The 12,261-nt window shown below is 67.8% G+C and carries 11 protein-coding genes; 4 read left to right on the plus strand and 7 right to left on the minus strand.

Translation table 11 applies throughout. The features are described 5' to 3' along the window. Positions 1-3: 3 nt before the first annotated feature. Positions 4-2,583, minus strand: a complete 2,580-nt coding sequence (gene pepN / locus ACP7AI_RS08805; RefSeq protein WP_426166598.1) for an aminopeptidase N — start codon at positions 2,581-2,583, stop codon at positions 4-6. 140 nt (positions 2,584-2,723) lie between these two features. Continuing rightward, positions 2,724-3,056: a hypothetical protein gene (locus ACP7AI_RS08810; RefSeq protein ID WP_426166297.1), complete on the minus strand. Its 333-nt coding sequence runs from the start codon at positions 3,054-3,056 to the stop codon at positions 2,724-2,726. 408 nt (positions 3,057-3,464) lie between these two features. Between ACP7AI_RS08810 and ACP7AI_RS08815 the strand changes: the two genes are divergently transcribed. Both ACP7AI_RS08815 and ACP7AI_RS08820 read left to right on the plus strand, forming a co-directional pair. After that, positions 3,465-4,184 carry a PRC-barrel domain-containing protein gene (locus tag ACP7AI_RS08815; RefSeq protein WP_426166300.1) on the plus strand — a complete coding sequence of 240 codons (720 nt, stop codon included), beginning with the start codon at positions 3,465-3,467 and terminating at the stop codon, positions 4,182-4,184. A 90-nt stretch (positions 4,185-4,274) separates the two neighbouring features. Then, positions 4,275-5,459 (plus strand): M48 family metallopeptidase, encoded by a 1,185-nt coding sequence (locus tag ACP7AI_RS08820; RefSeq protein WP_426166303.1) that lies wholly within the window; start codon positions 4,275-4,277, stop codon positions 5,457-5,459. On the opposite strand, the gene ACP7AI_RS08825 is transcribed toward ACP7AI_RS08820, so the two are convergent. Then, positions 5,456-6,379: a phytanoyl-CoA dioxygenase family protein gene (locus ACP7AI_RS08825; protein WP_426166306.1), complete on the minus strand. Its 924-nt coding sequence runs from the start codon at positions 6,377-6,379 to the stop codon at positions 5,456-5,458. The two genes, ACP7AI_RS08820 and ACP7AI_RS08825, sit on opposite strands and share 4 nt — an antisense overlap. Then, positions 6,376-6,960 carry a TetR/AcrR family transcriptional regulator gene (locus ACP7AI_RS08830; RefSeq protein WP_426166309.1) on the minus strand — a complete coding sequence of 195 codons (585 nt, stop codon included), beginning with the start codon at positions 6,958-6,960 and terminating at the stop codon, positions 6,376-6,378. The genes ACP7AI_RS08825 and ACP7AI_RS08830 overlap by 4 nt, the downstream gene beginning before the upstream one ends. Positions 6,961-7,037: 77 nt before the next feature. Between ACP7AI_RS08830 and ACP7AI_RS08835 the strand changes: the two genes are divergently transcribed. Continuing rightward, on the plus strand, positions 7,038-7,835 hold the full coding sequence (locus ACP7AI_RS08835; protein WP_426166312.1) for an SDR family NAD(P)-dependent oxidoreductase: 798 nt from the start codon (positions 7,038-7,040) through the stop codon (positions 7,833-7,835). Beyond that, positions 7,832-10,114, plus strand: a complete 2,283-nt coding sequence (locus ACP7AI_RS08840; protein ID WP_426166315.1) for a xanthine dehydrogenase family protein molybdopterin-binding subunit — start codon at positions 7,832-7,834, stop codon at positions 10,112-10,114. The genes ACP7AI_RS08835 and ACP7AI_RS08840 overlap by 4 nt, the downstream gene beginning before the upstream one ends. 39 nt (positions 10,115-10,153) lie before the next feature. On the opposite strand, the gene ACP7AI_RS08845 is transcribed toward ACP7AI_RS08840, so the two are convergent. From ACP7AI_RS08845 to ACP7AI_RS08855, 3 genes are all read right to left on the minus strand, one after another. Beyond that, entirely contained in the window at positions 10,154-10,555 is a 402-nt protein-coding gene (locus ACP7AI_RS08845; RefSeq protein ID WP_426166318.1) for a hypothetical protein, read from the minus strand. 102 nt (positions 10,556-10,657) lie between these two features. Next, positions 10,658-11,521 (minus strand): universal stress protein, encoded by an 864-nt coding sequence (locus ACP7AI_RS08850; protein ID WP_426166321.1) that lies wholly within the window; start codon positions 11,519-11,521, stop codon positions 10,658-10,660. Between the two features lie 23 nt (positions 11,522-11,544). Next, on the minus strand, positions 11,545-12,258 hold the full coding sequence (locus ACP7AI_RS08855) for a Crp/Fnr family transcriptional regulator (protein WP_426166324.1): 714 nt from the start codon (positions 12,256-12,258) through the stop codon (positions 11,545-11,547). Positions 12,259-12,261: the final 3 nt, after the last annotated feature.

The raw sequence follows: 12,261 nt of genomic DNA on the forward strand, positions 1-12,261 counted from the left end.
TACTTACGCCAGCGCGCGCGACGCCATTTCCAGCACATCCTTGCTGACGCCCGGCGCCGCCACGATGCGTTCGAGCTGGCGCCGCATCAGCGCGCCGCGCGCCGCGTCGAAGCGGCGCCAGCGGCCGAGCGGCACCGCCAGCCGCGCCGCCGATTGCGGGTTTACACGATCGACCGCCAGCAGCTGGTCGGCGAGAAGGGCATAGCCGGCGCCATCGCCCGCATGGAAATGCCGCTGGTTGGCTCCGAACGCGCCGACCAGCGAACGCAGGCGGTTGGGATTCGTCAGGCTGAAATCCCTGTGGCCAAGCAGCGCCTGCACGCGCGCGATCGTATCCGGCCGCGTCGCCAGCGCCTGCACGGTGAACCATTTGTCGATGACGTCATTGTTGCCGGCAAAACGCGCATGGAAATCGGCAAGGCAGGCGTCGCGTTCCGGCGTGTCGGTGTTGATCAGCGCCTGCAGCGCCCCCAGCCGGTCAGTCATCGTCGCTGCCGCGTCATATTGCCGGCGTGCGGCCGCGACTGCTTCGGCCGACCCGGCGGTGACCAGATAGGCCAGCGCGACATTGGCCAGCCGGCGATCGCCCTTGGCCTCGGGTGTCAGCGCGGTGCCGCTGCCGCTGTGCCGGCGATATGCGGCCCACCATTGGTCCTGCAGGCCGGTCGCGATCGCCAGCCGGGCCGCCTCGCGCCGCCGGTGGATATTCTCGACCTCGACCACCTTGGCCTGGTCGCCGATGAAGCTTTCGGTCGGCAGCAGCACCGCTTCACCAACGAAAGCGGCATCGAGCCGCCCGGCTTCGCCGTCGGCCAGGGTCGCGGCGACGGCAGCGACCAACTCGGCCGGGTCATCGTCGGTTGCCAGCACGTCGAGCGCCAGCCGCTGCATCGCCTCCCAGCGCGCGAACGGGTCGTCGTCATGGCCGGCAAGAAACGCCAGGTCGGCGCGCGACGTCGGCGCCTCGACGATGACCGGCGCCGAAAAGCCGCGGTTGAGCGACAGCAATACCGGCTCGGGCACATCCTCGAACGCCACCACCGTGATCTTGTCGCGGACCTCGACGAGACGTTCGTCGCAGACGCGGTGGCCGCTGTCGGCACCGATCAGCGCCATCCGGAACGGCATATGGACCGGCTGCTTCAGGGACTGGCCCGGCGTCGGCCCCTGCGACTGGGTCAGCTCGACGACGACAGTGCTGCCGGTCTGGCGGCTCCGCACCGAGATCTTGGGCGTGCCGGCCTGGTCATACCAGCGGCGGAATTGGGCCAGGTCGCGGCCATTGGCGTCCTCCATCGCGCGCAGCCAGTCTTCGCATGTCACCGCCTGGCCGTCGTGCCGGTCGAAATACAGGTCGGCACCGGCGCGGAAACCATCGGCCCCCAGCAGCGTGTGCAGCATCCGGATGACTTCGGCGCCCTTGTTGTAGATCGTCGCCGTGTAGAAGTTCGCGATCTCGATATAGTGATCCGGGCGGATCGGATGGGCGAGCGGTCCGGCATCTTCCGGAAACTGCACGGCCCGCAACCCGCGGACATCGTCGATGCGGCGCACCGCGGCGCTGCCCTGGTCGGCAGAGAATTGCTGGTCGCGGAAGACCGTCAGCCCTTCCTTGAGGCTCAACTGGAACCAGTCGCGGCAGGTGACACGATTGCCGGTCCAGTTGTGGAAATATTCATGGGCGACGACGCCGGCGACGCTGTCGAAATCGGCATCGGTGGCGGTTTCGGCATCGGCCAAAATGAACTTCGAATTGAAAATGTTGAGGCCCTTGTTCTCCATAGCCCCGGCGTTGAAATCGCTGACGGCGACGATGTTGAACTCGTCGAGGTCATATTCGCGGCCATAGACGCGTTCGTCCCAGGCCATCGATGCCTTCAACGACGCCATGGCATGGGCGCAGCGCGGCACATCGGCTGGCGTCGTCCAGATCGCCAGCGCAACGCGGCGGCCCGACATCGTCGTGAAACTGTCGGTCAGCGCCGCCAGGTCGCCGGCAACAAGTGCAAACAGATAGCCGGGTTTTGGCCAGGGGTCGGTCCAGGTCACGGCATGCCGGCCGTCGGCCAATATCTCGGCGGGGCCGCGATCGCCGTTCGACAGCAGGATCGGGAACCGCGCGGCATCGGCCTCCATCCTGACGCTATAGGTCGACAGCACGTCGGGCCGGTCGGGGAACCAGGTAATGGCGCGAAAGCCCTCGGCTTCGCATTGCGTCACCAGCTTGTCCTCGCTGGCGTACAGCCCCATCAGCCGGGTGTTGCGTGCCGGCTGGATGGCGACGACGATCTCCACCATGGCCGCATCGCCGGGGATGGTCAGCACCAGTTCCTCGCCGGTGGGGGCGGTGTTGACCGGCACGCCATCGATGCTGATCGCCACTGTCTCCAGCCCTTGCCCATCGAGCACCAGCGGGCGCGCATGATCGCCATTCCGCCGCACGTCGAGCCGGGAGCGAACGATGGTGCGGTCCGGGTCGAGCGTGAAAGCCAGCGCGACCTGCGGCACCAGCCAGTCGGGCGGCGCATAGTCGGCGAGCCTGACGGCATTCGGCAATTGAGGGGTCGCCTGGGCATCGAGCATGGTCATGTCCCCATAATGCCGGTCAAACAGGGTGTTGTCGAAGCACAATGTCGGGCAGATTGTCCCGCCAGGCGACCGACATGGCAACGGCGCCGGACCCCTGGGGATCCGGCGCCGTGCCGGCTGGGCCTTGGCCCGGCCTACTTCTTTGTGGTGGTCGTCGTCTCGGTCGTGGTCGCGGCGGTCGTATCGCCGGCTTCGATTGCATCGGCCTTGGCTTCGCCCTTGTCCTCGACGGCGTCGGCCTGGGCACGCATCGAATCGGCGGTCGCTTCGGCACCGACCTGCGCCGCATCGGTGGCATTGTCGGCGGAACCTTCGGCCTTGTCGGCCGCCTTGTTCATGCTCTCTGCCGTCGCATCGGCGGAGTCACGAACGGCATCGGCCTGCTTTTCAGCGGGCGACTGGTTGCAGCCGGCGAGGGTCACGCCGGCAGCGAGCAGCAGCGCCATCGGGGTAAGGGCAGATTTCATTGCGAGTAACTCCTGTTGGGTCGCAGCGTGTCAACGTTGCGCAGCCGCGATGGTTCCGCTGTCGAAACGCGCAACGTCGCGTCGGTCACAGTTGGGACATCTAAAGCGGAACTGGCCCTTACATGGAGCCTGAAAGGAATTGAACCCGGTCGCGTACGGGGGGCGAGCGCGACCGGGTTCTTTCTTCGGCAACGAAAGCGGGGGGACTGATCTCGCTGCCTGCTGAACCAAACGCCCCGGTTTCGGCAAGGTTGCACACAAAAACGACCGACCGCCGACGCGATGGTCGTCGCCCCGATTTGTCGGCCAACGGGAACCGCGCGGCGGTCGAGCCGGTTGATTAAGCTCCTGTTCCAGTCGTCGCCGATGGCCGGAAGAATGGAAGAAATTGATCGGGAAGGACAAGCCATGGACAGCAACACGCTCTTTGATCGCGATACCGATGACGGCCGGCAGGGCAACCGCAACCTGATCGCCTCCGATCGGGTGCGCGGCACCGAAGTCTTCAACACGGCCGGTGACAAACTCGGCAGCATCGATACCATCCTGATCGACAAGGTCAGCGGCCAGGTTTCCTATGTCGTCATGTCGTTCGGGGGCTTCCTCGGCATCGGCGAGAAATTCCATCCGCTGCCGTGGGATGTGCTGACCTATGACACCCAGGTCGAAGGCTATCGCGTCGATCTCGACCGGTCGCAGCTGGAAGGGGCGCCGAGCTATGCCCGCGAAGACGTCGACAATTTCGACTATGGCAGCAACGGCGGCAGCATCGACAGCTATTACGGCCAGCAGGGCCATGGCCAGCAGGGTGTCGGCAGCCGCGGCACCCGTTCGCCCGACTATGACAACAGCGAGACCGGCCGCGCCGACGACCGCGAACCGCCCAAGGGCTTCTACAGCCCCGAAGCCCAGTCCGAACGCACCAGCGGCCAGGGCGTCAAGACGCATCACGAAGACACCGAAACCGCCAGCGGCGGCTTTTACAGCCCTGAACAGCAGGCCTCGCGCAACCAGCACGAGCAGGACAAAAGTGGCCTGCTCGGCGATGCCCGCGACGATCTCGGCGAGCCCGACACCGGCCGGGGCAAATCGGACCGCAGCTGGGACGATCCCGACCGCGCCATCTGATGTTCGTTGAGCGGTCCCTTGGGCTGACCGCTTGACTTGGCAGCCTCGCCAGCGTGTGTTAACTAGATAACACACATCAGCGGGGCTGCCATGATATTCGATCCCGAACTCGCCACCCAAGCCTATATGGCGACGTTGAGCGGGGCGGCGCGGGCCAGGTCCGACGCCTATTTCGAAGGCGGCTACTGGCTGATCCTGTGGAGCGCTTTGGCGGCCATCGTCGCCAACCTGATCATCCTGCGCACCGGTATGGCCGCCGCCATCTCACGCTGGGCCCGGCGGACCAGCCGCCTGCGCTGGCTGCGCTCCTTCCTGTTCGCCGTCCCCTATCTGATGCTGGCGACGCTGATCACCCTGCCACTCGACATCTGGTCGCGTTTCGTCCGCGAGCACGACTATGGCCTGTCGAATCAGGATTTCGGCGCCTGGGCCAGCGAAGCGGCGCTCGACATCGTCATCTCGACGATCCTTCTGTCGCTGCTGTTCATCGGGATCCACGCCGCAATCCGGCGCGCACCGCGCAGCTGGTGGGCGATCGGCACCGGGCTAACCGCCGCCGGCCTGACGGTGATGATCATGCTGGCGCCATTGTTCATCGAGCCGCTGTTCAACAAATACACGCCGCTGCCGGCCAGCCCGGTGCGCGATGCGGTCCTGGCGATGGCACGGGCCAACGGCGTGCCGGCGACCAACGTCTATCTCGTCGATGCCTCGCGGCAGTCGAAGCGGATTTCCGCGAATGTCGCCGGGCTCGGCGGCACGACCAGGATCGCGCTCAACGACAATCTGATGCGCCAGCCGGCCGACGAGGTCCGCGCCGTGCTGGGGCACGAGATCGGCCATTATGTGCTCAATCACGTCGTCAAGCTGATCGTCACCCTGACCGTCATCCTCGCCATCGGCTTTTTCATCGCCAGCCGGGTCCTTCCCGCCCTGCTCGCCCGCTTCGGTGCGCGCTGGGGCGTGACGGAGGTCGCCGATCCCGCGATCCTGCCGGTGCTGCTGCTGGTGGCGACCGTCCTCGGCCTGCTGCTGACGCCGCTGATGAACACGCTGGTCCGTACCAACGAGATCGAGGCCGACCTTTATGGCCTCAATGCCGCGCGCGCGCCCGACGCCTTTGCCCGCACCGCGATCAAGCTGTCGCAGTACCGCAAGATCGAGCCGTCACCTCTCGAGGAGGCGATCTTTTTCGACCATCCGTCGGGGCACACGCGCGTGCTGACCGCAATGCGCTGGAAGGCGGAGCACCTCGGCCAGCCCGATGTCCGCTAGGTTCGTTCCACCGCGGCGGTGATCGACGCCAGCAGGCCGGTATCGCCCATCGACATCGTGCCGTCGGCGCCATCGAGCGCATATTTGGGCGACACGATCTCGGGCCCCTGCCCCGGCGGCAACGGCGGCGTGTAATAGCCGAGCGCATAGCTGCCCATCGCATAGCCGATCACCGCCTGCAGGTCGGCCGGCAACGTGCGGGCAATGTCGGGCGGGCAGGCCAGATACTGGTTCTCCTCCTGCCGCAGCCAGCCCAGCGTATAGGTCAGGTTGAGGCCGATGCGGTCGCCGTCGCTGCTGTTGGCGCCGCCGCCATGGAAGACGCCGCCCGAATAGATCAGCACCGAGCCGGCGCGCATCTCGGCATAGCCGATCTCTTGGGGTTCGGGCCGCCGCGAATCCTGCCAGTCGAGCGAGCCAGGCACGACCTGGGTGGCCCCATTGGCGCGGGTGAAATCGGTGACCGCCCAGATGGTGTTGAGCTGGGGCTCGATATGGCCGAGATGCGTGCCCCAGGCCCAGCGGTCGCGGTGCACATATTGCGCCGGCTGGCCGGGCCGGATGCGGATGAGCTGGGTCAGATGCAGCTGCCAGCGCTCGCAGAACGGCAGCAATAGCGCGTCGGCGGCGGCACGGATCAGCGGGTGCATGACCAGCGCGCGGGTGGCCGGCGAACGCGCCACCAGGGCACCGGTGCGCGTCGTCTGGCGGCCGGTGAAATCGTCGCTGCCCGGCGGCGTCGCGGCGATATAGGGATCGACCTCGGCGCGCAGCGCAGCAAGCGTCGCGGCGTCGAGCACATCGTCGACGATCAGCGCGCCATCGCGGCGCAACACGGCCATCAGCGTGTCGATGTCGATGTCCGCCGCAAGGTGCGTCAGTTGCGGGATGACGGGATGGGCAGCGGCGGTCATCGTCATGGCATCACCTCATGGTCGGGAAACAACAGCGGCATGGCGCGCGCCAGCGTCGCGGTCACGCGCGCCGGCGGCCAGTCGCCCGGTTCGAGCAGCATCCGCGTGCCGAGCCCGTCCAGGATCGCGACGATCAGGTCGGCGACAGCGCGGCCATCGTCGTCGCCACGCGCGAATTCGGCGGCAATGCCGGCGGTGATGCGCGCGTAATAGCTGCGGTGCCGCTGCTGCATGGCGGGATCGACGATGGCGCGCGCCGAAAACGCCAGCCACACCCGCCAGTCGCGGACGCCGGCGGCGTCGCCGGGCAACACTGCGGCCAGCTGGACCATGACCGCCGCGGGTGTCGCTCCGCCCGGCAGCTGCTCCGCCTGGCGATCGAGCAGCCGCTCCATCACCGCGTCATAGGCCGCGTCGATCAATGCCGCCTTGCTGGTAAAATAATGCGTCACCGCACCGGTCGTCAGGTCCGACGCGCGCGCCACCTCGCGCAGGCCGGTGGCGTCGAGGCCCTGGCCTGCGATGACATCGGCGGCGGCCTCGGCAAGGCGGCTGCGGCGATCATCATGGTCGACAAGCTTTGGCATAACATAGGTTATATAACGTGTGTCCGGCCCTGGCAAGAGTGCTCGCCAGCCGCACAACACTCGGCCATAACGTCGCCATGCATCTCCTTGTTCTCGGCCTCGGCTACACCGCGGCCCGCTTCGCCGCCGCCTTTCCCGGCACCGTCACGGCAGTGCGCAGCCGCCCCGGCCCCGGTGTGCTGACGCTCGACAGCCCCGAACTGCCCGCCGCCATCGCTGCCGCCACCCATATCCTGTCATCGGTGCCACCTGCTCCGAGCGGCGAGGACCCGGTGCTCGTGGCGCACGGCGACGCCCTGGCTGCAGCGCCGACACAATGGATCGGCTATCTGTCGTCGACAGGCGTCTATGGCGACGCCGGCGGCGCCTGGGTCGATGAAGCGTCGCCGCTCAAAGGCCGGCGCTCGGGGCGCCTGGTTGCCGACGAAGCGTGGCAGGCGCTGCACCCCGCCGCCCGCGTGTTCCGCCTGCCCGGCATCTATGGCCCCGGGCGGTCGGCCCTCGATCGGCTGCGCGCCGGGCCGGTGGCGCGGATCGACCTGCCCGGCCATGTCTTTTCGCGCATCCATGTCGACGACATCGTCGGCGCGATCGGCGTCAGCCTGACGAGGGGCGCCCCTGGCGTCTACAACCTTGCCGACGACGAACCTGCGCCGGGGGAGGAAGTCACCGCTCATGCCGCCCGGCTGCTCGGCCAGGCGCCCGGTCCATTGCAAAGCCTGGAGACGGCGCAAATGTCACCGATGGGCCGGGCTTTCTATGCCGAGTGCCGCCGCGTCGCCAATGGCAAGATGACGCGGGATTTGGGTTATGTTTTGCGCTATCCAGAGTATCGCACGGGCCTTGCCGCCTGTTTTGGGGAGAGCCAATCATGAAGTTCGGTGCCGGCCAGTCGGTCAAGCGTGTCGAGGATGTCCGGTTGCTCACCGGCAGGGGCAATTTCACCGACGATCTGCAGCGTGACGGCATGCTGTATGGCGTGACCCTGCGTTCGCCCTATGGCCATGCCGAGATCATGTCGATCGACACCAGCGCGGCGCTCGCCCTGCCCGGTGTCGTCGCGGTCTACACCCATGACGATGTTGCCGACTACGGCCCGATCCCCTGCCTCGTGCCCCTTTCCGCTCCGCTCGAGACGCCGCGCATCCTGCTCGCCAAGGATCGGGTCCGCTTCGTCGGCGATGCCGTCGCTTTTGTCGTCGCCGAAAGCCGCGAAGCCGCCCGCGCCGGCGCCGAAGCGATCGAGGTCGATTATCGCGAACTGCCCGTTGTCGCCTCCATCGACGCCGCCATCGCCCCCGGCGCGCCCAAGATCTGGGAGGAAGCCGCATCGAACAGCCTGTTCGACTGGGCGGTCGGCGATGCCGAGAAGAACGCCGCCGCGCTCGCTGCCTCCACCCATGTCACCCGGCTTCGTATCGTCCAGAACCGCGTCGCCCCGACGTCGATGGAGGTACGCGCCGCATTGGGCGAATATGATGCCGCCACCGGCGTCTACACGCTATCGACCGGCAGCCAGGGCGTCGCCGGCATGCGCCAGATGCTCGCCGGCCCGGTGCTCAAGGTCGACATCGACAAGGTCAAGATCGTCACCGGCGACGTCGGCGGCGGCTTCGGCATGAAGACCTTCCTTTATGCCGAATATCCGCTCGTCCTCCACGCTGCCAAGGCGCTCGGGCGCCCGGTGAAATGGACCGGCGAGCGCGGCGACGCCTTCCAGACCGACACCCATGGCCGCGCCATGGTCAGCGACGCGCAACTGGGCTTCGACGCCGATGGCCTGATCACCGCGCTGGCGGTCGAAACCTGGTCTGATCTCGGCGCCTATCAGGCGCAGTACGGCCCCGCCATCCAGACCATGGCAGGCGGCAAGATCATGGGCGGCGTCTATCGCATCCCGACCATCCACAATCTCGTCCATGGCGTTGTCACCAACACCGCGCCGGTCGATGCCTATCGCGGCGCCGGACGACCGGAATCGGCGTACATCATGGAGCGGCTGATCGAGGCCGCCGCACGCGAACTCGGGCTCGGCGTCGACGACATCCGCCGCCGCAACCTGCTGACGCCCGCCGAACTGCCGCACGACAACGGCATCGGGCTGACCTTCGACATCGGCAATTTCCCCGCCGTGCTCGACAAGGCGATGGCCCAGGCCGACTGGGCCGGCTTTCCGGCACGCAAGGCCGCGGCCGCCGCCAAGGGCCTGCGCCTCGGCCGCGGCATGGCCTATTACGTCGAGATCGCCGGCGGTGGCGGCACCGATGAATATGCCGATGTCCGCGTCGCCGCCGATGGCGTCGTGGAGATGGCGGTCGGCACCCAGTCCAACGGCCAAGGCCATGAAACCGCCTATGCCCAGGTGCTGAGCGAAAAGCTCGGCATCGACATGGACGATATCCGCATTGTCCAGGGCGACACCGACCGGCTCGAGGTCGGCCATGGCACCGGCGGCTCGCGATCCATGGCCTTCGGCGGCGGCGCCGTGCTGGCGTCGGCCGACGCGATGATCGAGCGCGGCATCGAACTCGCCAAGGCGGACCTAGGCGTTGACGAGGTCGATTATGCCGATGGCGTCTTCCGCGCCCGCGGCACCAACGCGACCCGCAGCCTTGCCGAAATTGCCGCGGCGCATTTCGGTGGCCTCGACGGTCGGTCGAAATACTCGACGGGCAAGCCGGCGCCGACCTTCCCCAACGGCTGCCACATCGCCGAAGTGGCGCTCGATCCGGCCACCGGCAAGGTCAGCATCGAGCGTTATTCGCTGGTCGATGACTTCGGCAAGCTGGTCAATCCGATGCTCGTCGAGGGCCAGATCCACGGCGGCGTCGCGCAAGGCCTGGGCCAGGCACTGTTCGAGGATGTCGTCTATACCGACGACGGCCAGCTCGTCACCGGCAGCTTCATGGATTATGGCGTGCCGCGCGCCGACGACATGCCGCCAATGATCGGCTTCGATACGCTCGGCACGCCGAGCCCGACCAACCCGCTCGGGGTCAAGGGCTGCGGCGAGGCCGGCACCATCGGCGCCATGCCGTCGATCATGAACGCCATCATCGATGCGCTCGACGGCACCCAGATCGAGATGCCGGCGACCATCGAGAAACTGTGGCGCGCCGCGCGCGCGCTCGACCTGCCGGTAGCGGCGGAATAGCAGGGGCGCCGGGATCGGGCACGATCCCGGCGGCCGTGGTCAGCGGATGAACGCGATGAACACCGCCCAGGCCAGCATCAGCAACGGCACGGTCATGATCTGCGCCCATGCAGCGCGGCCCGACAGATAGCCGCTGGCGGTATCGATGCCCCAGGCGCCGCGGCGCGGGACCGGCGGCGTGGCCCCGCTGGCGCGCGCCATGAGGAGCGGCAGGCCGTAATAGCCGACCAGTACCAGCGCGAAGACGGCAAGGATCAGTCCGATGCCGGTGCCGGCGCGAAACGCCAGGCCCATGACCGCGACATAGCCGGCGGCGGCGAGCACCAGCTGGCGCAACAGCGACCCGGGCAGGTCGAATGCCAGTGGCGGCGCCGCCTTTGCAATCACCGGCGCCTTGACCGCCGAGCCGATGTGGGAACCGTCTGCAAAGTCGAGCTTCATCGTCCTGGCCTCCCGAGTGGCGGCCCTTCGCCGCTTCGCCGCCAAGATTATCCGGCCCGGCCCGGCGTTCCTTGATCTGGATCAATCGCGCGATCGGCCTGCTCAATGCGCCAGCAGCAGCGGCACCGGGGCATCGGCGAGCAGCCCGCGCGTCACCCCGCCGAACACCGTCTCGCGCAGCCGCGAATGGCCATAGGCGCCCTGCACCAGCCAGGCCGAGCGCCGCTCGGTAACGACGCCGCGGATCACCGCCTCGATCGTGTCGCCGTCGCAGGTTCGCTCGATGACTTCCGCCGCGACGCCCTGCCGCGACAGATAGGCAGCGGCGGCGCGGGCGGTGAACGCGGTCGGCCTTTCGGCCACCGCGAGAATATCGACCGATTCGGCCAGCCGCAGCATCGGCAGCGCCGCACGCAGCGCCAATGCCGCCTCCTGCGAGCCGTCCCAGGCGATCAGCGCCGCCCCGGTGACGGCGATGCCGCGGCTCGTCGGCGGCACGGCAATCACCGGTGCCGGCGCCCGCACCGCGACATCGCCGGCAAGGGCCAACCGCGCCGTCGCATTGCCGCTGTACGGCCCGCTGCTCATCACCACCACATCGGCGAGCCGCGCCGTCTCTACCAGCCAGTCGGCCGTGTCGCCCTCGCGCGTCACCCAGTCCCAGCTGACGCCTTCGTGCCGCAGCCGCGTCTCGACCGCCTGCCGCTCGGCGCGCCGTTCCTTCTCGATGGCCTCGATCAGCGCCGTAACCGGAAACGCGCCCATTGCCGGTTCACCCAGCGCATAGGCCGCATAGGGCGTAACCTGCAGGCAGGTCAGGTGCCCGCCAAAGGCCCGCGCCAGGTCGAACGCCGCCTGCAGCCGCGCCGGCTGACCGTCGTCCGCGTCGACATGTACCAGGATCGTCTTCATCGCCATTCTCCCATCGATGACGGCGATTGTCGCGCCATCAGCGGCGCCGCGCATTGATCCCGATCAAGCGCTGGCGATCAGACGAACTCCTCGGCCGCCGCCGCCAGCGCCGCCGGATCGGTAACGACGATGCCGCGCCCGCCCGGCAGGCCGATGATCCCGGCGGCGCGCAGCCGCGTCATCTGGCGGCTGACGGTTTCGATGGTGAGGCCGAGGAGATCGGCAATCTCGCCGCGGCTGAGCGGCAGGTCATAGGCGGTGCCCGGCGCCACGCCCGCACTGCGCCGGCAGTCGGATGTCGCCAGCCGCCGCCCCATGTCATCAAGGAATCCTGCCACCCGCGCCCCTGCTGTGGCGCGACCCATCCGGGTCAGCCAGCGCCGCGCCCGGTCGAGCTCGGCGAGCGTCCGTTGCAGCAGCAGATGCTCCATGCGCTGGTGCTCGGCGAGCACGCGTTCGAAGATCGCGCGCGGGAACACGCAAAGCTCGACATCGGTCAACGCGACGATGTCATGGTCGCTGGCGCCGGCAAACGGCCGCCCGATGAAATCGCCCGGGTACAACAGCCCCACGATCGATTCGGTACCTGCCGGCGTCAGCGTCGCGATCTTCATGACGCCGGATTGCAGGTTGGCGCAGACCAGCGGCGGATCGCCGGCGCGGATCAGCGTGTCGCCCCGCGCAAGCCGCCGCTGGCTGCCCAGCTTGCCCAACGCCCCCAGCGCGTCATCGTCCAGGCTGGCGCACAGCGTCCGATCGCGCACTCCGCATTCGCTGCAACTGCGTGCCATACT

It is taken from the genome of Sandarakinorhabdus sp. DWP1-3-1 (genome assembly GCF_049896705.1).
In the GTDB taxonomy this organism is placed as follows: domain Bacteria; phylum Pseudomonadota; class Alphaproteobacteria; order Sphingomonadales; family Sphingomonadaceae; genus Sandarakinorhabdus.

Excerpts from the sequence above, each read along its gene's own strand:
- pepN (WP_426166598.1), bottom strand. The coding sequence starts at position 2,583 with ATGCTCGATGCCCAGGCGACCCCTCAATTGCCGAATGCCGTCAGGCTC.
- ACP7AI_RS08810 (WP_426166297.1), bottom strand. The coding sequence starts at position 3,056 with ATGAAATCTGCCCTTACCCCGATGGCGCTGCTGCTCGCTGCCGGCGTG.
- ACP7AI_RS08815 (WP_426166300.1), top strand. The coding sequence starts at position 3,465 with ATGGACAGCAACACGCTCTTTGATCGCGATACCGATGACGGCCGGCAG.
- ACP7AI_RS08820 (WP_426166303.1), top strand. The coding sequence starts at position 4,275 with ATGATATTCGATCCCGAACTCGCCACCCAAGCCTATATGGCGACGTTG.
- ACP7AI_RS08825 (WP_426166306.1), bottom strand. The coding sequence starts at position 6,379 with ATGACGATGACCGCCGCTGCCCATCCCGTCATCCCGCAACTGACGCAC.
- ACP7AI_RS08830 (WP_426166309.1), bottom strand. The coding sequence starts at position 6,960 with ATGCCAAAGCTTGTCGACCATGATGATCGCCGCAGCCGCCTTGCCGAG.
- ACP7AI_RS08835 (WP_426166312.1), top strand. The coding sequence starts at position 7,038 with ATGCATCTCCTTGTTCTCGGCCTCGGCTACACCGCGGCCCGCTTCGCC.
- ACP7AI_RS08840 (WP_426166315.1), top strand. The coding sequence starts at position 7,832 with ATGAAGTTCGGTGCCGGCCAGTCGGTCAAGCGTGTCGAGGATGTCCGG.
- ACP7AI_RS08845 (WP_426166318.1), bottom strand. The coding sequence starts at position 10,555 with ATGAAGCTCGACTTTGCAGACGGTTCCCACATCGGCTCGGCGGTCAAG.
- ACP7AI_RS08850 (WP_426166321.1), bottom strand. The coding sequence starts at position 11,521 with ATGCGCGGCGCCGCTGATGGCGCGACAATCGCCGTCATCGATGGGAGA.
- ACP7AI_RS08855 (WP_426166324.1), bottom strand. The coding sequence starts at position 12,258 with ATGGCACGCAGTTGCAGCGAATGCGGAGTGCGCGATCGGACGCTGTGC.